Origin of the sequence: Methanoplanus endosymbiosus (assembly GCF_024662215.1) — an archaeon.
Lineage (GTDB): Archaea > Halobacteriota > Methanomicrobia > Methanomicrobiales > Methanomicrobiaceae > Methanoplanus > Methanoplanus endosymbiosus.
Genome location: NZ_CP096115.1, coordinates 2,378,840 through 2,399,920, shown reverse-complemented (window position 1 = coordinate 2,399,920; position 21,081 = coordinate 2,378,840). Strand labels below are relative to the sequence as shown.

At 42.7% G+C, this 21,081-nt stretch carries 18 protein-coding genes; 5 read left to right on the top strand and 13 right to left on the bottom strand.

Annotated features, from left to right (window positions below; all coding sequences use genetic code 11):
* Window positions 1–188: 188 nt before the first annotated feature.
* Window positions 189–1,211 carry an mRNA surveillance protein pelota gene (locus tag L6E24_RS10815; RefSeq protein ID WP_257741989.1) on the bottom strand — a complete coding sequence of 341 codons (1,023 nt, stop codon included), beginning with the start codon at window positions 1,209–1,211 and terminating at the stop codon, window positions 189–191.
* A 4-nt stretch (window positions 1,212–1,215) separates the two neighbouring features.
* Complete coding sequence (rqcH, locus tag L6E24_RS10810; protein WP_257741988.1) at window positions 1,216–3,105, bottom strand: ribosome rescue protein RqcH; 1,890 nt, start codon at window positions 3,103–3,105, stop codon at window positions 1,216–1,218.
* Window positions 3,106–3,144: 39 nt separating this feature from the next.
* Between rqcH and L6E24_RS10805 the strand changes: the two genes are divergently transcribed.
* From L6E24_RS10805 to ltrA, 4 genes are all read left to right on the top strand, one after another.
* A complete protein-coding gene (locus tag L6E24_RS10805) occupies window positions 3,145–3,516 on the top strand; it encodes an EMC6-like membrane protein (protein ID WP_257741987.1) in 372 nt (123 codons plus the stop codon).
* Window positions 3,517–3,554: 38 nt separating this feature from the next.
* A complete protein-coding gene (locus L6E24_RS10800; RefSeq protein WP_257741986.1) occupies window positions 3,555–5,330 on the top strand; it encodes a ribosome biogenesis/translation initiation ATPase RLI in 1,776 nt (591 codons plus the stop codon).
* Window positions 5,331–5,376: 46 nt separating this feature from the next.
* On the top strand, window positions 5,377–6,576 hold the full coding sequence (locus L6E24_RS10795) for a hypothetical protein (RefSeq protein ID WP_257741985.1): 1,200 nt from the start codon (window positions 5,377–5,379) through the stop codon (window positions 6,574–6,576).
* A 565-nt stretch (window positions 6,577–7,141) separates the two neighbouring features.
* A complete protein-coding gene (gene ltrA / locus L6E24_RS10790; protein ID WP_257741984.1) occupies window positions 7,142–8,641 on the top strand; it encodes a group II intron reverse transcriptase/maturase in 1,500 nt (499 codons plus the stop codon).
* A 109-nt stretch (window positions 8,642–8,750) separates the two neighbouring features.
* Here ltrA and L6E24_RS10785 read toward each other — a convergent pair whose 3' ends face one another.
* The 9 genes from L6E24_RS10785 to L6E24_RS10745 all read right to left on the bottom strand — a co-directional run bounded on the left by L6E24_RS10785 (window position 8,751) and on the right by L6E24_RS10745 (window position 16,647).
* Window positions 8,751–8,894, bottom strand: a complete 144-nt coding sequence (locus L6E24_RS10785) for a hypothetical protein (RefSeq protein ID WP_257741983.1) — start codon at window positions 8,892–8,894, stop codon at window positions 8,751–8,753.
* 127 nt (window positions 8,895–9,021) lie between these two features.
* Window positions 9,022–10,128, bottom strand: a complete 1,107-nt coding sequence (locus tag L6E24_RS10780; protein WP_257741982.1) for a ligand-binding sensor domain-containing protein — start codon at window positions 10,126–10,128, stop codon at window positions 9,022–9,024.
* A 125-nt stretch (window positions 10,129–10,253) separates the two neighbouring features.
* Entirely contained in the window at window positions 10,254–10,745 is a 492-nt protein-coding gene (locus L6E24_RS10775; RefSeq protein ID WP_257741981.1) for a chemotaxis protein CheD, read from the bottom strand.
* A gap of 17 nt (window positions 10,746–10,762) precedes the next feature.
* Window positions 10,763–11,377 carry a chemotaxis protein CheC gene (locus L6E24_RS10770; RefSeq protein ID WP_257741980.1) on the bottom strand — a complete coding sequence of 205 codons (615 nt, stop codon included), beginning with the start codon at window positions 11,375–11,377 and terminating at the stop codon, window positions 10,763–10,765.
* Window positions 11,378–11,392: 15 nt separating this feature from the next.
* Window positions 11,393–13,873 (bottom strand): chemotaxis protein CheA, encoded by a 2,481-nt coding sequence (locus tag L6E24_RS10765; RefSeq protein WP_257741979.1) that lies wholly within the window; start codon window positions 13,871–13,873, stop codon window positions 11,393–11,395.
* 5 nt (window positions 13,874–13,878) lie between these two features.
* A complete protein-coding gene (gene cheB, locus L6E24_RS10760) occupies window positions 13,879–14,901 on the bottom strand; it encodes a chemotaxis-specific protein-glutamate methyltransferase CheB (RefSeq protein WP_257741978.1) in 1,023 nt (340 codons plus the stop codon).
* A 4-nt stretch (window positions 14,902–14,905) separates the two neighbouring features.
* Entirely contained in the window at window positions 14,906–15,268 is a 363-nt protein-coding gene (locus L6E24_RS10755; RefSeq protein ID WP_257741977.1) for a response regulator, read from the bottom strand.
* A gap of 222 nt (window positions 15,269–15,490) precedes the next feature.
* A complete protein-coding gene (locus L6E24_RS10750) occupies window positions 15,491–16,285 on the bottom strand; it encodes a DUF8579 domain-containing protein (RefSeq protein ID WP_257741976.1) in 795 nt (264 codons plus the stop codon).
* Window positions 16,282–16,647: a hypothetical protein gene (locus tag L6E24_RS10745; protein WP_257741975.1), complete on the bottom strand. Its 366-nt coding sequence runs from the start codon at window positions 16,645–16,647 to the stop codon at window positions 16,282–16,284. The genes L6E24_RS10750 and L6E24_RS10745 overlap by 4 nt, the downstream gene beginning before the upstream one ends.
* A gap of 262 nt (window positions 16,648–16,909) precedes the next feature.
* Here L6E24_RS10745 and L6E24_RS10740 point away from each other — a divergent pair, with 262 nt between their 5' ends.
* Window positions 16,910–18,076, top strand: coding sequence for a transposase (locus L6E24_RS10740; protein ID WP_257741974.1), 1,167 nt, complete (start codon window positions 16,910–16,912; stop codon window positions 18,074–18,076).
* A 283-nt stretch (window positions 18,077–18,359) separates the two neighbouring features.
* Here the strand turns inward: L6E24_RS10740 and L6E24_RS10735 are convergent, their stop codons facing one another.
* Window positions 18,360–19,475 (bottom strand): hypothetical protein, encoded by a 1,116-nt coding sequence (locus L6E24_RS10735; RefSeq protein WP_257741973.1) that lies wholly within the window; start codon window positions 19,473–19,475, stop codon window positions 18,360–18,362.
* Window positions 19,476–21,074 carry an archaellar assembly protein ArlJ/FlaJ gene (gene arlJ / locus L6E24_RS10730; RefSeq protein ID WP_257741972.1) on the bottom strand — a complete coding sequence of 533 codons (1,599 nt, stop codon included), beginning with the start codon at window positions 21,072–21,074 and terminating at the stop codon, window positions 19,476–19,478.
* Window positions 21,075–21,081: the final 7 nt, after the last annotated feature.

Below are 21,081 nucleotides of genomic sequence, written 5' to 3'. Positions count from 1 at the left end.
ATTTTCAGCAAAAATATTTTTTAAAACCAAAATTCAAATTATCAAAAAACCACATGGTTTTTTCGTAAAAAAAGTTCTCTTCTAAGGAAATTGATCAGAGTTTTTCCGATTTTTATCGTGAATGAACAGAGTGAATATCGGGTATGTTTTACACCGGAAATATCAGAAATTCCGGCGAAAAAAGTGATTCATATTTTAAATCTTAGAAGAGCCGCAATGCCGCCAAGCGCTTCAAGACGGCTTCCGGGTTCAAACTCAGTCGAGAGAACAACTATACCCGCCCTCATATTTTCAGCAGTTTCAAGAAGTGCCGATATGTTATTGTCCCGAAGCAGGCTGTCGCAGACAAGCACCTCATCCACAGCGCCGTAGTCAATAGCCTGTCTGACCTCAGATACTCCGTACGCAACGGCCCCTCCGGTAGAAATCCTCTTTAACAGCTCATCAACGGCCTTAACCTCCCTTGCAAGCTGAATGTCCTCATTTATCCGGCCTGTGATGCCAAGCCCGATAACCTCCTGCACGGCACCCCTGCCTATACGCCTCGTCTCGGCAGTGATGCACCTCTCAGCAAGCTCAGCATCCTTTGACTTCAGAAAGGAGATGAAATCATCCTTGACAAAACCGGGCCCTGCAACAACAACCGGCCCGGTAATTGCTGACAGAAAACCGTACACCTCAAGGAAAAATTCCTTCCGGCTGTCAAGACCCTCACGCTTGCCTGACCCGCCAAGAATTGCAGTAACCTGCTCAGGGCCAAACTGCCTCAGCCTGAAGAGTTCTGCCTCACCCTCCTCGACTGTCAGAATATGAATAAGACCAAGTGAGGATGCCTTAACCGCCCTGTCAATTCTTTCGAGATCATAGGAAGTCCAGTTTTTTATCACCGAAATTTCATGCCCGGATTCCAGATTTAAGGAATGGTGAAAGCCTGTATCAGGGCCGTGCTCAATCAAACCGCCCGCTCTGAGCCGCCCGGAATTCTGATGGAACTCAACCTTCTCAATGCGTATGCCAAGGCGCACAGGCTTCTTCTCCGTCTTCTCAGGCCGTGCCTTGTCAGTGGCGGAGTCAATACTTCTGAAGGTTGTTGCAAAGACGAGATCGCCCGGAGCTATCAGGTGCTTTAAGTGCCATAAGTCGTCAAGGGTCTCCGGAAAGAGTTTAATCTCCCCGAAATTTCTCTTAAGGCCGCAGAATTCAGACTTCAACTGATCACTCCGCTATATCCGACCCGCCGGGCGGGACAAATGCCGCAATATTCTCGGTGTTTAAGACCTTCTTCAGGTTCTTCTGTTCACTCTCCGGAATCTTCTCCTTTAAGACCTTAAGGATCTTCCTTGCGATATCATTCGGCTCGTACGTGCCGGGGAGAATACGCACAAAATATCCTTTCCTCTTCTCAATGGCAGAAGACGGCCCGCCAATAATACCATACTCCGGCGATGTCTGAAGCCCGATTGAAATTCCGGGTGAGACATTTCTGTAGTATTTCCTCTCACCTCTGATGACAAAAGCACCGCGTTTTAATGACTCACCTGACTCGGCAGTCTTGCTCACCTGATCCCTTGGCACTGCATATACATCAGCGCTGTAAAAACCGGACTTCCAGGCATTGGAATAGGAGACTGCAAATACTGCCGCCTCATCCATACAACCAGTCTCACCCTTTACGGCCACTGCACTTCCGCCGTGGATGTCAGCATGGAAGAAGGTATCCTTACCCTCAAGATATTTCTTCACAATATCCTCATTTGTACCGGCATCACGCCCGCCGATGACAAGGACATCGTCAGATGTGTAAAACCACCTGAATTTATGAAACCACTTCGGCTTTAAGAATTTAATATCGGTCCTCTTCTTCTCCGGCCTCTCCCGTGGCTTAAATTTCTCCATAGCAACGAGTGCCCCGGCCTTCTTCTTCTTAAACTTCTTAATCTCGGAGTAGTACCTGCCGGCATTTCCCTCAACACTCTCAGCAGCATAGAGTTTTATCGTTTTTCCGTCAAGGAGGATATCAACAGCCGACTCTGAAGGATAAACCCGCTTTATCATCTTAGCCATTGTATTATCGGCGTTTTTCAGTATCTTCTCAATCTCCTGCCACGACATCTTCTCTGAAGCATCTGAGAGGGTCCTGACTATATCTGCAATTGTCTGGTAATTTGCATAGATTATCTCAACTTTATCACTGGCAATGGCAACTTTCTCCTCAAATTTAACTATGGCTTCCTGCTGCCTTTTTCTGATAATTTCAGCCTTGGAAAGCTTTTTCTTCCCTTCAGCCTCAGAGATCTTCAAAAGGCCGAAATATGAGTCCAGTGCCTGGTTGTAGGTCTCAAATTTATCGTCCGGAATCTCGCCCTCAAAGATTAACGGCCAGCAACCACTCTTTGTGATGGCAGGAGTTCTTCTTAAATCAAGATTTTCAGATAAAGTGTCAAACGCCGCAAGTATTTGTGCAGGGTCAGCCTCAGGTGCAGGACTTTCTTTGGGAATGCCGGAGATCCGGCAGATCTCCTCTGCATACTTTCCCCCAAGCATGAATGAAGAAGCAAGCGTTCTTACAATATCCCTATCCGATTCAGCGAGAACGGCTCCGGCAGATTCCACGTCAAAGTCAGTTATGTCCTTTCCGGTAACAGCATACTTCTCCCCCGCAATTATATCCCGATCCTTAAACCTATGCCTCTTCAGCGCATTTAAAATCGTATATTCAGAATCACAGAGTATTGCATTGCCCTCATCAAAAAATTCAAAGATGAGATGATAACTGCTCTCACTCTTACCTATAGTAAGATCAAGCACCCTCTGGATTCCCGGCTGATTTATCTCAAGTATTCTTCCGCCGGAGAGATATTTTCTGAGATACATCGAATACCCCGAAGGATTCTCCGGTGATTTCGGAAGTGTTTCAGTCAGATGAACCCTGATTCCGGACTCAGCAATGAAATTATATTTCTGCCTCTCCTCGCCGTTAAGCCTGAATCCGAATGCATTCTGGTTGTATTGGTATATCTTTCCAATCCAGAGCGGCATCAGATCATTCAGCTCGCTTATTACAGCCTTGAGATCAAGTCCGCTCATTCCTTTTTTAACAGCCATTATATACCAAACTACATATTGTCTGAAGACAAAAAAATAATGACTGATGTTTATATGAGTGAGGAGATTTCTGCAGACCCAATAACAGAGAAAATAAGCAGCAAAAGTGCCGAAGAGAAGGTTGCTTCTCATCAGCAGCGCATGATAAGGACCTGCGTCGGATGTTTCATGGGAATCATAACCGGAGTATTGTCATATATATTCATAGGTGACCCTGTATCACCCGCAGGTGAACCAAAAGCAATACTCGGCTGGCTTTTGCTTCTTGCAGGAATAGTATTTCAGAAGCATGCCTTTATGGCATTAAAGATTGATTATTCTGAACTTGGAGGAAAGGACTGGTTCTATCAGGGTTTCATGGCATTTGCCTTCTGGTTTATATCATGGACAATTCTCCTCTCAATAAATTAAAAATACATTTTTCATAAAAAATTTACAAGTTGATTAATATGCGAATTGCCGTTGTACATAAAGACAGGTGCCACCCTATAAAATGCGGACAGGAATGTATATTGTACTGTCCAAGAGTCAGAACAGGCGATGAGACAGTAATTATCGGAGAAAACGGCAAAGCAGTAATATCCGAAGAACTCTGTGTCGGGTGTGGAATATGTGTTAAAAAATGCCCCTTTGAAGCTATAGATATAATTACACTTCCTGAAGAGCTTGAACACCCGACACACAGATACGGGCAGAATGGTTTTGCCCTTTATGGTATGGCAATGCCGGCTGAGGGGAAGGTCATGGGAATCCTCGGAGCCAATGGTATAGGAAAGAGTACTGCTGTAAGCATACTGTCAGGTCAGCTAATCCCCAACAGAGGAGCCTTTGATGAAGAACCCACCTGGGATAAATTCCTTGACGACTATGCAGGCACTGAACTCTTCGACTATATTCAGCTCATATCACAGGGAAAGGTGAATGCCTCGGTAAAACCTCAGTACATTGACTTTATCCCGAAAGTATTCAAAGGAAAAGTCAGCGAACTCTTAAAATCCACCGATGAGAGAGGCATAATGGATCACCTGACAGACAGGCTGAAACTTGACCCAATACTTGACAGGGAGATTGCCCAGCTCTCCGGCGGAGAACTGCAGAGAGTTGCCCTTACGGCATGTCTCGCAAGGGATGTAAATTTTTACTTCCTTGATGAGATAACTCCCTATCTTGACATATATCAGAGAATGGTGGCAGCGGAACTCATACGGGAAGTTGCTGAGAAAAAACCTGTTATGATAGTTGAGCACGACCTTGCGATACTTGACATGCTTGCTGACAATATCCACATAGGATATGGTAAACCATCCGTATTTGGAATTCTCACAAGGCCAAAGGGCGTGAGGGTCGGAATTAACCAGTATCTGGAAGGTTTCCTTGCTGAGGAGAATGTAAGATTCAGACAGTACTCAGTTGACTTTGAGACGAGGTCACACACAAGGGACTCACCAAGAGAGATTCTGATGAAATTTCCGGCAATGGAAAAGAGTTATGACGGCAAATTCACCTTAAATATCAATGGCGGAGATATCCGGCATGGTGAAGTACTCGGAGTTGTGGGCGCAAATGGTATAGGAAAGAGTACCTTTGCAAAACTGCTTGCCGGTGCTGAAAAACCTGATTCCGGAGAGATTTCAGAGACAGTAAAAGTATCATACAAACCTCAGTATGTAAAGACAGACTCAACAGATTCTGTGGAGATGCTTCTTAGGAAAGCTACCAGCAAGTTTGATTCCAACTTCTATAAACATGAGATCTTAGAGCCGCTGACCCTTGAGCCGCTCCTCCAGAATAGTGTTGATCAGCTCTCCGGCGGAGAACTACAGAGGGTTGCAATTGCACTCTGCCTCTCACAGGAAGCTGACATATATATCCTTGACGAACCGAGTGCACACCTTGACGTAGAGCAGCGTGTGAAACTTGCAAGAGTGCTGAAGCGCCATGCCGAGAGCACAGAGTCAGGTGTATTAGTAATTGACCACGACATCTATGTCATTGATATGATCAGTGAACGCCTGTTAGTCTTTGACGGAAACCCCGGCATTGACGGCAGGGCACTTGGCCCCTTCTCAATGAAAGACGGAATGAACCACTTCCTGAAGGAATTGCAGGTAACATTCAGGCGTGACAAATCCGGAAGGCCAAGAATAAACAAGCCCGGAAGTTACCTTGACCGTGAGCAGAGGTCAGCCGGCGAGTATTATTACGCAGAAATCTCAAAAACATAATTTTTTATCTGTTAAAATAAACTTTTAGTGAAAAGGGTTTTGATTTATGCCAAGGGGAGAGAAACTTACAGATGCTATCAGATATGAGAAAGTTGAATCACTAAAGAAAGATCTCTTCCTCTACATTGACAACAATCCGGAAAAAATATCAAATAACCTTCCTGTTTTCTTTGGGCATGTGATGTCTGCACTTGAAAATGCCTTTCCGGACATTGATGATGCAACCCATGACGATTTTATAGATTCAGTGGCCTACAGGATAATGATATCGAGCGCAGAGGCAAAGAAAACTGAGTTTATTGAGAAGATTATAAGAAATGCAATCCGCTGTAAGAGAAAAAAGACAAAGAAATCAACCCTAAAGGTATTCTCCGGAATAAAACTGATGGATGTCGGAAAATACTGGGAAGCTATCAGTTATTTTGGGGACCTCTGGAAGTACGATGCGAGAATAGGAATATACATCGCATTCTGCTATTATGCACTCTCCGAAGATGAAGAGAAATCATCAAAAAATATAAACGATCCGGCAGGAAGGCCATCACAGTATGAACTTGCATCAAGGGAGATTCTGCTTGAACTTGCAAGGGCACAGCCGGAGATAAACAGATTAAAACAGATCGATATAAGAGATACCGAGATCATGGACCAGGCATTCTGGCTTATGATAAATAAAGCTCTGGAATGGTTTCCCTCAGAGAGATGGTTTTTAAAGATCGGAATTGCCAAGGCAAAGAATGACGGCAATGAGATAAAGAGATCAGACCTATTATCATATGCCATTGAAAAATATACCAATGACCTTGACTTCATGAGGGAATATTACTACTACAAACTGGAAAAACGCGATGCAATGGGTGCTTCAGGCATTGTAAAGCAGATGATCCAGCAAAATCCGGACAATCTTGAACCTGTATATTACGGGATTAAACTGTCCCTGCTTTCAAACAGCAAAAATACCTACAACCAGTACAGGAAGGATGCACTCGAAAAGGGGATACCGCATTATTTAATTCAGCTCTATGACCTTGCGATATACATCATGAGAGAAGAGAAAAATGAAGCGGATTTGCAGTTAAAACTGATAAAAAAGAAATTTAAATCACTGCATTTCTACCTTGCAGTTATTGAGTATCTTATGAAGGACATCTTCTCCGATGACAATGACAGAAAAAAAGCGGCAAAAAACGTCTTCTTTGATTCGCTTGACCGTTATTCAATGCAGGTCATAAAAATTCAGGAGTAATTCAGTAAATCTGCCTTAACCGGAACAGGTGTTCAGTTCAGGCGTGTGCGACAAGAAAAGCTGTAACATAGATTGCGTAAAGCTATCCATTTCGTTTGGGATATCTCTACCGCAGCATGCATTTCTGGTAACGGAATTGTGTGAAGCCTGTGGGACAACGTGGAGAAAATCAGGAGTCTAACCTGATCAATCTGCCAGAGAAAGGATGCCATGGAGAAGCAAACGCTGAATCATCGTATGGGTCGTAAACTGAGACAGGCGTATTTAGACTGACACGCCCGAACCAAAATGGTATGGAATCAGGTTATGTTGGAAACGCTGACAATATAACAAACGAACAGATGGTTCCCGGCCTAAAGATGGCTCCTAAAGCATCTATATTATCTATGTTATGGAACTTGGTAATCCGTATATACTCCCAATTTGGGTATGGAAGTCGTGAGACCGACAAATGGTATAGACGGAACAGGATGTCCTAAAAAGCTAAGGCCTGCCGTAACGGGCAGGATAGGGGTTGTTGCCTCGACCTGAAAGGGTGCTGACGTGGGACAGGTATTCCTAAGCAATGAAGGAAGGTAAACTTATGAAAGTATGTCATTCAACGACGCATAATTGCGAGAAACATACTGACAGGGATCTTGCCCGGCAATGGAACTCCATTGACTGGGACAAAACAAGAGACACTGTTAACCGGCTACAGATCCGGATTGCAAAGGCAACAAAAGAAGAAAATTGGAATTTGGTGAAACGTCTTTCTTACCTGTTAACTCATTCAAGATCAGCAAAATTGCTGGCTGTACGAATTGTTACACAGAACAAAGGTAAGCGTACACCCGGCATAGACGGAGAAATCTGGAACTCAGCATCTGCAAAGATGCAGGCAGTTCTGAGCCTCACAGACAAAAATTACTGTGCAAAACCATTACGACGTATTTATATCCCTAAACCTGGTAAGAAAACAAAGCGACCAATCTCAATTCCATCCATGTATGATCGGGCAATGCAGGCTCTCTATGGATTGGCCCTACAACCAATCGCAGAAACAACAGCAGACCCACGTTCATTTGGATTTAGACTTTTCAGATCAGCACAGGATGCATCAGAATATGCATTTACGTGCTTAGGAAGAAAGACATCATCCATATGGATTCTGGAAGGAGACATCCGGGGATGCTTTGATAATATTAACCATGTGTGGCTTAAGGAACACATACCTATGGATCAATCAATCCTTACACAGTTCCTAAAATCGGGATTTGTCTTTGATAATGTTCTCTTTCCGACAGATAAAGGTACTCCACAAGGAGGCCTTGTGTCTCCAATTCTTGCGAATATGACACTCGATGGAATTGAACATATTCTTGATGAACAATTCCAAAATATGAAAGTTCACTTTATTCGCTATGCAGATGACTTTCTGGTCACTGCACCTACAGAGGAAATCGCAAAAGAAGCAAAGGAGATAATAAAAGAATTCCTCGCAATAAGAGGCCTGGAATTATCGGAAGAGAAAACGTTGATTACTCATATCAACAATGGCTTTGACTTTTTGGGGTACAATTTCCGGAAATATAAAGGAAAACTCCTCATTAAACCATCGGAGAAATCAATCAAGTCAATTACTGATAAAATTAGGACTAAAGTTAAAAAAGCCCGAGCATGGTCTCAGGAGGAATTGATAAAGGTATTAAATCCAACCATACGAGGTTGGGTAAATTATCATCGTCATAATGCAGCCAAGGAAACTTTCCAGAAATTAGATCACTATCTCTGGACAGTAACCTGGAAATGGGGTAAACGTCGACACACTAACAAAGGTCGCAAATGGGTAGCAAGTAAATATTGGCATGTGGAAGGCAAAAGAAAATGGGTTTTCAAAACAGAAGAGAATACGTTAATACAATTCTCGGAAGCTCCCATCCGTAGACATTCTTGCCCAAAGCTTAATGCTAATCCCTATCTTGACAGGAAATATTTCCTCGAAAGAAAGGAGAGAATGAGAAGACAAACGCCATGGATCCAAACTAAATTATCTTATTTTGCACTGCCGCCCGCTAACGGGTAGTGGAATGCGTGAGCCGTATGCGGTGAAAGCTGCAAGTACTGGTTCTTGGAAGGGGGGGAGGTGGTAACACTTCCTCCCTATTCGACAATATACAACAGTCACAACTCTCCTATGAAACATTTGTTTCATCTGCCATCTGTGAACCCGCAGGTTCATAAATGACCATTTTAAAGACCATCAGACCCCTGATACAGCAGTGGACACTGGTCGGCACTATCTGAAAAAGTGATGATGGCCACTCATTTTTAAGCATAGATTAGTTTTTCATCAGATCTAAGCCGACATTGTCTGCTTCAGACATCATATCACCGAAAAACACGACTGTGCCCAATGGGGCAGAAACACCATTACAAATACAGGTTAATCAATCAAAATCCCGGCTAAAAAGGCCATAACACCCCAATAATTATATCAATAATGCCCTTATCCGAATATACATCACTGGTTTCCGGCATACGTACAGCATCCGGATCTGTCATATCTGAACCTTTTGGCATATTTCCGGAGTCTGATTCATCTGAACTGACAAAAACATCTCTCTCCTCTGACACTGCCAGTGCCGCATCAGTCTCACGGTTAAGAACCAGTTCTGCCGATGACACTTCAGTATAGATCGGCGAATAGTAATACCCCACAGTCCTCTTGGTTGAAAACCAGACCCGCCCATAGGAATCCGGGAAAGTTTTCTTTATATTATTCTCAGCAATGCCGTCAGACCTTGTGACATGATCCACGACGACACCGTCATAGAGGAGAACCAGGCCATAATCGGTTGCGACAGAGATCCTGCCGTCATGAAGAACTGCGAGGTCATTAATCTTACTTACTCCGGAGGGCAGCATACCAAGGTCCAGATAATTATAGACATCATCGCCTCCATAGCACACAACTGCTTCAGAACTGTTAAAAAATATTACTCCGCCCAGAGGATTTGAGACCACATCTTCGCAGCCCATCGGAAGACGACGGGCATCAGTCTTTTCAAAGTGGGGAGCTATTCCGGTTGAATTGTTAAGGAAAAAAGCTCCGCTGTACTGTGAGACAATATACAGAGAATTATCCCTGTAATCAGCCGCCATATCAATGATGAAGTTCGCATCAGGCCCTGACACAGAGTACGGCTGAAACCATAACCACCCACCGTCATAATACCTGTACAGACCCGAACTTCCGGTTGAAACAAAAATAGCCTCTCCGGCTGATTCAAGTTTATTGACATCATTTCTGACGAAAAACTTATCCTGAGCGGAAATTGTTACCGGCCGGCTGTATCCGTCATATATCTGAAGTGCATCAGAATATCCAAGCCAGAGATTTCCGGATGAATCAAATTCTACATCAGTGATATAATCCTCATACGGCACCGACTCAGAGTTTCCTCCACCGTGCACCCTTTCTGCATGGAATATTTCCCATTCAGCCTTATCGTATACAGAAAGTCCGTTTGAAGTTGCAAAATAAAGAACCTGATTACTGTCTTCAGCCATACCTCTGATGTCAGCAGTACTTACAGAATCAGAACCGGGCCAGAACTGAATAACTTCACCGGAGACGGGTGAAGCAGATAAAAATAATATTAAGATAATTATGCAGTAAAATAAAGAACGGGAACTCAGAATTCTATGCATTTTCCATCTGCCTTTCGGATAATTACCTTACCGTTATCTTCCGGATAATAAATTACTGATCTCCCGACAGTACCGCCTGTATCTTCCTCAACCAATGGAATATGATACTTTTCGAGAGCAGATTTTACAGCCGCAACATTTCTTGAACCAATATCAAGATTACCTTTAAAATGCTTAAACATGCTCGAACCACCGGCAATCTTTGCGACAATATCCCTTTTATTGCTGCCGCCTGAAATCAGTTCATCATAAAGAACAGGCACTGCTGTATCGGCAAACTTTCCGGGTCTCTCCATCTTTCCGTTGCTCTCCGGAAGCATGACATGAGCTACTGCTCCCTTCTTACATCTTCTGTCGTGGAGAATTAAGGCTACACACGATCCAAGACCAATTGAGGTCATTACGAAATCACCTGTATAGTATTCTCCAATACCGACATTCTGCCCCTTCATCTCAGGTTTACGAGGTTCGGTCATTACTGTAACCTGGATATTTATAACTGTGGATTTAGCACTTCATCCAGTAATTTCAGGATGGTATCGAGAGTATTTGTATCCGGAAGCATCACTATTGTACTCTGAATATCATGCATCCCGGATTTCAACTCGGTTCTGAAGAGAATGATCTCATCTATATCGACAGCAATCTGTGCAACTATGCTTGCAAAAGCTGCATGCGCCATATCAATGGCAATTGCCGGAGGGGAAGGAAGCATTACAATTCCAAGAAGCGTAGCTGTTGCATCCAGGAACTGTGAAACCATGATATTGCCCACCTCAAGAAGGGCACTCTCATCCATTTCATTCAGTTCACGTTCCATATCGGTAGAACCAAGCATGGTATTTGTAAGACGTATTGCTGACTCCCTTGGCAGGTGAAGCACCACATATCCCCCGGGATGCAGTTCGCCCTGAATCTCAAATACAACCAGTGCGGATATCTCATCTCCGAAATAATCGGAAATATTGGCAATATCAACCATAATTGCCTCAGGCACTGTCATATCTATCTGCGACATCAACATTGTTGAGAGTGATGTCGCCGCATGTGATGCACCAATATTTCCAAGTTCCGCCATTGCATCCAGCTGTTTATCTGTTAACTGCATTAATATCTCTCCAAATTACATTATTATCATTGTATTCACGTCCAGAATCGGCACCACATCACCATCTCCGGGGATAGTAATTCCGCCAACGCCCGGACAGTTACCTATTACATTGCTTACAGGCTTAACAACTACTTCCTGCTGCCCTTCAACAACATCAACAGGTATGCATGACTTTGTGCCATGATTCTGAACAATAACCACTATACCACTATCTTCGCATACACCAAACATCTCATTAAGGCGGCTTATCTGGAGCACCTCATCCCTTAAAAGTACTGCCTCAGTGCTGCCGATTCTGTTAATTCTTCTGGGATCAATCTTCGCAACCTCGACAACGGCATTTATTGGTATGGCACATCTCTTCTTATTGATTCTGACCATCATAACCTCAATAATAGCCATTGTAGGCGGAAGCGTAAGTGTGAATGAAGTTCCCCTGCCCTCTTTTGAACTGACCTTTATCGAACCTTTAAGTGATTCTATTGCGCCCTTCACAACATCAAGGCCGACACCGCGTCCACTGATGTCAGTAACCTGCTCCGCAGTTGAAAAACCTGCCTGAAAGAGAAAGCCGGGAACTTCTTCATCAGGCAGCACTTCTGCATCCTCAGGTGAGATAAGGTTTCTCTCTATTGCTTTTTTAAGGACTTTCTCCCTCGGAATTCCGCCTCCGTCATCAGCAAGCTCAATTATAACATTGCCCTGATCACGCCAGGCAGACAGGGTAAGAGTACCCTTTGCCGGTTTTCCGGCTTTCAGCCTCTCCTCCGGAGTTTCGATCCCGTGGTTGACACCGTTCCTGATAAGATGAAGAAGAGGATCTCCAAGGCCGTCAATGACACTGCGGTCAAGTTCAGTCTCTCCGCCGGTCATGATGAACTCAACCTCTTTTCCGTCATGATGAGCCACATCCCTTACAACCCTCGGAAAACGGTTGAATATCTGATTCAGAGGAATCATCCTGATATACATCATCAGATTCTGTAGATCTGAGATTGACCTGCCGACCATGCTCAGGGCTTCATCCATCTCTTTTATCTGATACTCCTTTGAGATCTGCTTTAAGCGGCCGCCGTTGATTACAAGGTCCTCAACAAGATTCATCATCTGATCAAGGCGGCTGATATCAACACGGATATTTTTAACTTCCTTCTTTTTCCTGCCGTTCTTCTCTTTCTTATCCGGAACTTTAACATCCGGTTCAGGCTTTGAATCCTCTGTTACATCAGTCATTACCGGCTCTTCAGCAGGTCCGCCTGCATCCGGTACACTGCCCGATGCAGCTTCACTACCAGAAACGACTTCTTTAGATTGTTCCGGAGTTTTGGATAGAGATTCGGATACGAAAATCCAGCCGGAATTATCTAAAGAGTAATCTGTTCCTTCTGTCCGGAAGAGTTTTACAGATGCGGTATCCGGCCCGGACGATAACCGTATCAGGTCATCTCCGGGCTTTTCGGACATTATTATGACTGAGAAGAAATCCTCAATACTGCCTGCATCGATCTCCTCATATGTGGGCCTTGAAGAGATAATATCCCCTGCCTTCTCCAGGTTCTGAAGGATTATCATTGCCCTGATGTCCTTCATTGTGCATTCAGGAGATATAATTATATCAAGCCTGTACACCGGATTTGATGCTGCGGGGTTCTTATCAGAGGTAAATATCTCAACTTCAGAGACATCGGTTACTTTGGCCGCACTTAAAAGCGCTTCTTCGCTGTCCTCACTCTCAATGCATATCTCAAATATGTCACTACATACACCTTCATCCAGCTCTTCGGCTGTTGGTTTGCTTGAGATAATTCTGCCGAGATCCTCAAGATTCTGAAGGATTATCATCGAGCGGACATCCATCATATTGCAGTCTTCTGACAGACGTGCAACAATTCTGTACCTGTTGGATACGGATGAATCTTCATCATAATCTGCCTTAAGATCTGAGTCAAATTCATCAGGAGAATCATTTTCTCCTGAAGGTTCAGGAGTTTTTGGTTCATCACCGGATTTATCAGAATCTCCGGGGCCGGCAGAGTTAAGGATTGCATCAATCTCCGAAGAGAAAGAACCCTGACCTACGGCTGAAACACCTTCCGGTTTGCATGATTCAGCACTGCTCTCGATATCCTCAAGTTGTGATATGAAATCACCTGTTGAAAAAGTGGATGTATCGCCGCCGTTTTCAACATCATCAATCATCTCCTCAATACTGTCAGTACATGCTAAAAGCAGATCAGTGAGTTCGGGGGAGATATCAACAGCTCCGGACCTTATACAGTGAAAGACATCCTCCATTTTGTGGCAGAGATGTTCCATTTCAGAGTATCCCATTGATGCAGACATACCCTTAAGAGTATGTGCAGAACGGAAAATTTCATCTATTGCAGTATCGTCAGAACCCTCTTCCAGAATAAGAATATTATTTACTATAGTCTCATGATTTTCAAGAGATTCTGCAACAAAAAGTTTTCTGTAGGATTCTTCATCTGTCATAATTATTACTCCAGAGCGGCAACTGATTTCATTATTTCGCGTGGTATTGATTTTAGAGGCAGAACCCTGTCAACGCAGTCCCTCTCAAGTGCAGATCTTGCCATACCGTAAACAAGGCAGTCTTCCTCTTTTACAACAACAGTTCTGCCGCCGCTCTCTTTTAAGACTGACATGCCCTCTCCGCCGTCACTTCCCATACCACTGAGTATAACAGAGACTGTCCTTGAGCCAAAGACCTTTGCCGCAGAGGCAAAGGTTTTGTCAACAGCCGGCCGGACCGCATGTACAGGAGGGGATTTTGAATGTGTAATCTTTCCACTCATCCTGCCGCTGTGATCCGGATTTGCAGAAATTATTGTATGGTAGCCACCCTTTGAGACATATACCTTCCCGATATGCAGGATGTCCCCATTCTCAGATTCCTTGACATTGAGCTGTGAGATCCTGTTGAGCCTCTCTGCAAGTGATGCTGTAAAGCCTCCGGGCATATGCTGGGTAATCACAACCGCCGCATTAAGGTCACCTTTTAATGAGGAGACAAGGGAATCCAGCATTGGAGGGCCACCCGCTGATGATCCGATAAGTACTATATTGTCAGCCGGAATTCCCCTTGATACAGGTTTGTTTCTGACCGGAGGAATTGTTATCAGATGTTTTATTTTAGTAATTAATTCCTGCTCAATGCCCCTGACCTTTCCAAGATTCTTTGGCTTTAGCATGAAGTCATCGGCTCCCAGATCAAGCCCTTTTTTTGTCAGCTCTGCATCCCTTGACGTAAGGGTACTGAGCATCAGTATTTTGGGCGGGTTTTCATAAGAGGAAAGCTCTTCCAGAACCTCTATACCGTTCATAACCGGCATCTGAATATCAAGGGTAATGACATCAGGAGACAGATCCTCAATCTTTTTGAGGGCCTCCTTCCCGTCCTCTGCTGTGCCTACAACCTCTATAGAGGAATCATGCTTTAAAAGGTCTAATAAGACTGTACGCATGAATACGGAATCATCAATTACAAGGACTCTAATCATATAATCAGGAACTTAGCACATTATTTACTTCTTCAAGAACTTTTGGAGCCTGGAATGGTTTTACAATATAACCCTTGGCACCGGTTTTTATGGCGAGCTTTACCATCTGCTCCTGGCCGACAGCAGTGCACATAACGACACGGGCACCTGGATCTTCTGCCATTATTGCCTTTAAAGCCTCAATTCCATTCATCTTGGGCATAACGACATCCATAGTGACAAGATCCGGTTTCAGCGACTTATACTTAGCAACGGCCTCCTCACCGTTTTCTGCCTCACCTACAATATCATGAGATCCTGAAAAAAGAATATTTTTTAATAATGTTCTCATAAACATCGTATCGTCCACGACAAGAATTCTTCCCATTGTTAATCGTTTAATATTCTCTTACAATCGGTATTAAGAGTATCGAATGTCATGAAAAACAGCCAGTACAAAGGTGAAGATATAAGAAATAAAATACAAAATAAGGAAAGATTATTTCTCGGCAGCGATACAGATAAACAATTGCATATAACACTACAGAAACAATATATTTAAAATAACCGGGGTGACAGTTAATATCCGGATTTTTTAAAAGAGAAAAAATCAGGTTTTAACAGATTCATTCACAAACCTGACTCCCTTGGTAGTCAGTTTCACCTCACGTCTTGTAAGTACAACATCAACAATCTGCTTCTCGATCAGTTTATCATAGACCGATTCAAGCTGTTTGTGGCTGATATTCACCATCTTCTCTATTGCATGTGAATCCATTCCACTATACACAAGCATAGCCACCTGGCCTGAGACAGAGTCCAGTTCACCTGCTGAAACATCGAGATCCTTGGTTGTATCCTTCAGATAATTATATAATATTTCCAGGGTCGTAAGAGGGCATAAAATAAAACTGGTTACAACCTCACCGTTCTCAATATGGTCAATGTGTATAACATCACTCTCTTTTCCCTGAACCTCCCTCTTTGTAATTTCAATGCCTGACACTTCATCAAGAGGAATAGAGAGCTGCTTATCGCGACCCACAAACCAGATAGATGTCTTAAGTACTGCAATAGCACCTTTATCCCATTTGGCAGAACTTATCATAACTCCGCCTCTTACGGCCGGAGACATAAAATATGCAACAAGCCTGTACGCTGTACAGCCCATAATCACAGTTCTTTTCAGGATATGAAGAACTTTTGGAATAGATGCAATTTTATAGGAATTTCCTGACTTTGTGTTTAATATAAGTATATTCCTTTTTTCTTCAACATCATCTATTTCCTTGATCTTTATCTCTTTACCTATCGGTTCAGGAAAAGAGATAGCATTTTCGGAGATTCCGATCTTTATTGCATGCCAGCCATTCCCATATTCAATTTTTACAGGCACCTGTTTCATTCTTCTTCTGACCCCTGGTTTAGCACCGCAGACAACTCTTCTTTATTCTCTTTATTCCCTGCTCTATTTGTCTTTTCGATCTCTCCTCCCAGGGAAAACATCAATGACTCAAGTCCTTCGATAAGCTCCTCACTTGACACCCGGACATCTTTCATATCCCTGATAAGACTGGTCTCCTGAATATTTACTGCCTTTTGGGTATCTGACTTGAGCATTGCAAAGAGATCACCATCATCACCACCGCTTTCAAATGAAGCAGTGAAGGACTCCTCATCCTCCGAATCCTGTGACATCAGCCCAAAACTGCCCTGCTCCCACTCTTTTGGGGGTGCGGCAAATATGTCCTCTTCTTCATCAGACATATCCGGAGAAACAGAATCACCATCTCCAGTACTTTAAACATTTCCTGAAAAACCCCATTTTTTGCTCAGAGTATTTCTGCCCAACTTGAGAAAGTTAAGTACTTCTCTATTTTAATGACAAACCACATGGACTACTGCGCGTAATACTGCGCGTTTACCCCAATATCGCCAAATTCTTTTAGAATTTAGCCCGAATTTACCTTATTTTTTTGACGTACGCCTGATTTATGGTGGGGTTTATATACTCTCAAAAACCCCTCATATGGCAAATAATTGTCAAAATATAGGCAAATCAGAGCTTAATAAAGAAAATAAGCTTGGAAACCTTGAACCGATATGCGCTCTTGTTGAGGGGAATGTAACCTTAACAGGTGGCAGAAACTATGATAGTCTAACGTTGATTCGGGGAGCTATCGCTACGGCATGTTCTAATAACTCAATATCCGGTTTTGCAAAAATGACGGAAGGACTACCGTCCCATACGACTTGTCTAAAAAAACTTCATGGCCTTAATATGGAGGAATTGACACTAAATACTCCAAAAATGCTTTTAAAAGCGGGAAAAGGAATCCTTAAGAAAGGTCAGAAGTATGATTTTGCAATTGATATAACGCTAATTCCATATTATGGGAAAAAGGATAAAAAAAATCCTAAATCTCCAATTGTAGGTGGAAAAAGAAAGGCATCGACAAATTATTTTGTTGGATACCTGACATTCTCGGTTGTAAATATGGATAAGCACCTTATACTTCAGGTTATTCCTTTGTTTAGAGATTCCACTAACCTCACCGCAATAAAGAATTGTGTTGATTTAATTTATGGATATGGATTCAAGATCAAATCTCTGATGCTTGACCGTGAGTTTTACTCTGCTGAAATCTTCAGTTACCTTAAGGAATCTGAAATTCCTCACATAGTGCCTGTTAAGAAGAACAGTGATGAACTCAAAAGGCAGCTGAAGGGAAAGAAATCAAAATCATTTGAATATGTTATAAACGCCAAATCGAAGAATAAGCTAAAATGTAAGGTGAAAATTGTTGATCGTGTCATTTACATGAAAGGTAAAAAGGGTAAAAAAGGTGCTCTTCATCGTGCTTTTGTTGTGTACAAAATTAATACTTCCCCACAATCAATTAGTGAGCGATACAGGCATAGATTTGCCATTGAATCAACATATGTCATTAATAATAAATTCAAAGTAAGAACATCCACCAAGGATCATGTGGTGAGATTTTTTTATTATCTAATTGCATGCATAATTCAGAATTTTTGGGTTTTAACAAAATGGAAGCGATTTGCAAAGATTCAGAGAGGACCAAAAGTAATATACAGGGACAAATTCCCCTTAAATCATTATCTTGCCATCATATTTGAAGAAAGTATGACTCATTTTCGTATATTAAGGATTGATGAAATTGCTATAAGCTGACATTCTGACATCTCAATGAACGGAATATGCAGCTGCGACCGATTTAGCGGTAGCTATCTATAATTTTGTAACTTTTTCACTGGAAACAACACAATTTCAATTCAAAGATACTCTTTTCAGATTGATCTCGATGAGAAATGGAAGAATGTAATGAGGCCTAAATGGGGATGAGTGATGTTAATCAAAATAGGTTTACAAAACGTGCCTTGTGACCTCGGTGCAAAAAAACGGAGAATTTAGGGCCAATACTGCGATTTAGGTAATTTAAGAGAGTATTTTGAATTTAATATTGTAGGTTTAAACATATTAATGATCGTCTAAGTTTAAAGTACTGATCTCCGGATTCATCACCAAGCTCTACGCTTATCTCTTCTTCAGGTTCAAATTCATCTTCCTCATCGATCTCAATTTCATCGAGATCGAGATCGTCGAGATCATCCAGTTCATCAAAATCATCCCCGCCTTCAAACTCAAGACCGGAGATGTCTTCATCAAGACCGGAGATCTCTTCAGCCCCGGAAAATTCATCTGAAATATCTTCTGTGGATGCAGTTTCGTCCTGAAGATCAGATATGCCGGAAAATTCATCATCCTCAATTTCAAGATCAATTCCCTCTTTTGCAAGAATCTCCGCAATGGTTGACTCAGGAATTTCCTCTTCTGCCCCAATCATACCACCTACGGCAGATGAGTCAAACTCTTCATCCGAATCATCCTCTATTCCAAGATCAAGGCTGTCAAAATCTGAAAAGTCATCCTCATCCTCATCTGATTCCGATTTATCAGCTGAGGACTCATCTTCTGAAATCTCCTCTTTAGTCCTGGGAGCAGAGGGAACCACATCATTTACAGTCTGATCCAGAAGTTCGTCTATCTTCTTTGTCTTATCATTTTTGGACTTCTTTCCGGATTTCAGGGATGAAAATAATCCGCCAAATCCTGCAAAAAGGCCCGTAGATTCACTTTTGCCTTTATCATCAGGAACAGTCTTCTTTTTATCTTCACTGCCCTTTTTTTTGCCGAATGGAAGTTTTGCAATTAAGCCGGCAAAAGGAACTTTAGATTCCTTCTCTCCTTTTTCTTTTCCGGAGAATAAACCGCCTTTCTTCCCTTTATCCTTCTTTGGCTCATCAGGAGATTTTTCCCTTCCGGATTTTTTATCACCCTTCTTCTTACCGGAAGAGAGAGGATGCCTTATTCTCTGTCCAAATGCCTTAAAACCGGACTTAATCTCCCCAAAGGTCACCATTCCGAGTGCAAAGAGCATCACAATGCCCATAACCACGGCTATAACCAGAACCAGGAGGGGACTTAAGTCAATAAAAGTTAATGCTGACCCGGCAAAGATAATGGTCAGCATCATTATCATTCTTCTTCTGCTGTCACTCATACCTGCCATCTATATTGCCTCAAATCCCGGTATTGTAAAGAGCATCTCAACTATAATCGGTGCTGCTATGTACATAATTCCTGTAAGAGTCAATAAAACACTACCGAAAAAATAATACATATAACGGTGGCCGCCTTTAACGATTTTTCCGGCAAGGATGTTTGAAACCGTCACAATCATGATGCTGATAATGATGAAGGTCTGCATCTTGTCCTCCGGAAAATTTGTAAAGATATTTATTGAACCTGCCATGCTTCCTCCGACAGATGATGTACTTGAACTGAGTGCCGCAGATGTTTCCTGAAATGTCTCAAGAACTGAACTTATGGCGTGTGACATGGTTATCAGGATATTGTACAAAAAGGCAAAAATTCCGATCATAGCCACATGCATAGGAATCAGGAGTACAATAAATCCGGTTGCGAGCATCTCCCTCTTCTGCCTCAGGAGGGTCTGTTCAAGCATAGAGCCGCTTACAATATATGCCACCTCGTTTGCACCGGCACCAAGATTGATAGAATCCCTGAAAATTCCGAGATATTTATAAATAAGATTGCTTCCGGTCTCCATGATAAATTTACGCCACACCAGAGTCTCATCAAGACCGATATTCATCTTCGAGTACACTGCATCAATAAAAGGGCCAAGTACATGGATGGATTTCCGGTCAACACTGGCAAGTGCCGGCCCAACAGTAAGCCCCATACCACCCATAATTGATCCAAGACCCCTGATAAATGTCGTGAAATCCTCATCCCTTGAGATAATATTTGAATCATCGATCCATCCAAGATATCCAAGAGGTGCAAGCATTATCCCGACAAGCATGCAGATAAGGCCAAAATTTATACCCAGAATATAGAGTATAATTCCTGCAACCAGAGCCATAGGGACTATTACCCTCTCAAGCCTGGCAATCATCTGCTGCTCATAACTACCCATACCTTCAAGTCCATGACATTTCTGGTCGTCAGGAATAGATTTGTACATGGTGATAATACCAAAGGCAGAGACACCGACAGTCAGAAAATAGGAGGAGTTAAGGGTTGATTCAAGATTATCCGGGGCATAAATAGCCACCGAAATCATGATAATTATGCTTACAACTGTTGCTGAGAGCATAAGGGCAATATAAGCATCGCCCCATTTTTTAAGCATCTCAATGCCCTGCTCAAAACTATTTCTGTACACATTTCTGATTGTGGCAAGTTCTGAGCGGAGAAACTCCTCATCCGGAACTCCGGACTCAATGGAGTTTCCAAAACGGTTTAATAAGCTTTCAAGAATTTCATTTCTGACCCTCTCCGCAACCAGCCTGAGGCTTTCGGCATAGCTGTAATTCCATCTTTTTACAAAGCATTCAACCCTCTTTATGGCCCTTGTTGAGATGTACTCCTTCCTCTCGGAAGTATATCCGAATATTTCAGGCCTGGAGACATTTGCATGGGTAATTGAGGCCATGTATGTAACCATAAAGAGAAGGTCATTACTCATCCTCTTGTTGTCATCAATATCGGAGATCTTCTTTTTAATCTCCTTTATCGTATCCTCAAAAGGTAAGTTGCCTCCGTTCTTCTCCTTAAGGCTCGCAAAGAGATCTTCAAACATAATGCCG

Excerpts from the sequence above, each read along its gene's own strand:
- L6E24_RS10755 (WP_257741977.1), bottom strand. The coding sequence starts at position 15,268 with ATGGGAAGAATTCTTGTCGTGGACGATACGATGTTTATGAGAACATTA.
- arlJ (WP_257741972.1), bottom strand. The coding sequence starts at position 21,074 with ATGTTTGAAGATCTCTTTGCGAGCCTTAAGGAGAAGAACGGAGGCAAC.
- L6E24_RS10780 (WP_257741982.1), bottom strand. The coding sequence starts at position 10,128 with ATGGCTGAAGACAGTAATCAGGTTCTTTATTTTGCAACTTCAAACGGA.
- L6E24_RS10770 (WP_257741980.1), bottom strand. The coding sequence starts at position 11,377 with ATGCAGTTAACAGATAAACAGCTGGATGCAATGGCGGAACTTGGAAAT.
- L6E24_RS10750 (WP_257741976.1), bottom strand. The coding sequence starts at position 16,285 with ATGAAACAGGTGCCTGTAAAAATTGAATATGGGAATGGCTGGCATGCA.
- L6E24_RS10745 (WP_257741975.1), bottom strand. The coding sequence starts at position 16,647 with ATGTCTGATGAAGAAGAGGACATATTTGCCGCACCCCCAAAAGAGTGG.
- cheB (WP_257741978.1), bottom strand. The coding sequence starts at position 14,901 with ATGATTAGAGTCCTTGTAATTGATGATTCCGTATTCATGCGTACAGTC.
- L6E24_RS10740 (WP_257741974.1), top strand. The coding sequence starts at position 16,910 with ATGGCAAATAATTGTCAAAATATAGGCAAATCAGAGCTTAATAAAGAA.
- L6E24_RS10735 (WP_257741973.1), bottom strand. The coding sequence starts at position 19,475 with ATGGCAGGTATGAGTGACAGCAGAAGAAGAATGATAATGATGCTGACC.
- L6E24_RS10800 (WP_257741986.1), top strand. The coding sequence starts at position 3,555 with ATGCGAATTGCCGTTGTACATAAAGACAGGTGCCACCCTATAAAATGC.
- L6E24_RS10775 (WP_257741981.1), bottom strand. The coding sequence starts at position 10,745 with ATGACCGAACCTCGTAAACCTGAGATGAAGGGGCAGAATGTCGGTATT.
- L6E24_RS10785 (WP_257741983.1), bottom strand. The coding sequence starts at position 8,894 with ATGCTTAAAAATGAGTGGCCATCATCACTTTTTCAGATAGTGCCGACC.
- L6E24_RS10795 (WP_257741985.1), top strand. The coding sequence starts at position 5,377 with ATGCCAAGGGGAGAGAAACTTACAGATGCTATCAGATATGAGAAAGTT.
- L6E24_RS10805 (WP_257741987.1), top strand. The coding sequence starts at position 3,145 with ATGACTGATGTTTATATGAGTGAGGAGATTTCTGCAGACCCAATAACA.
- L6E24_RS10765 (WP_257741979.1), bottom strand. The coding sequence starts at position 13,873 with ATGACAGATGAAGAATCCTACAGAAAACTTTTTGTTGCAGAATCTCTT.
- rqcH (WP_257741988.1), bottom strand. The coding sequence starts at position 3,105 with ATGGCTGTTAAAAAAGGAATGAGCGGACTTGATCTCAAGGCTGTAATA.
- ltrA (WP_257741984.1), top strand. The coding sequence starts at position 7,142 with ATGAAGGAAGGTAAACTTATGAAAGTATGTCATTCAACGACGCATAAT.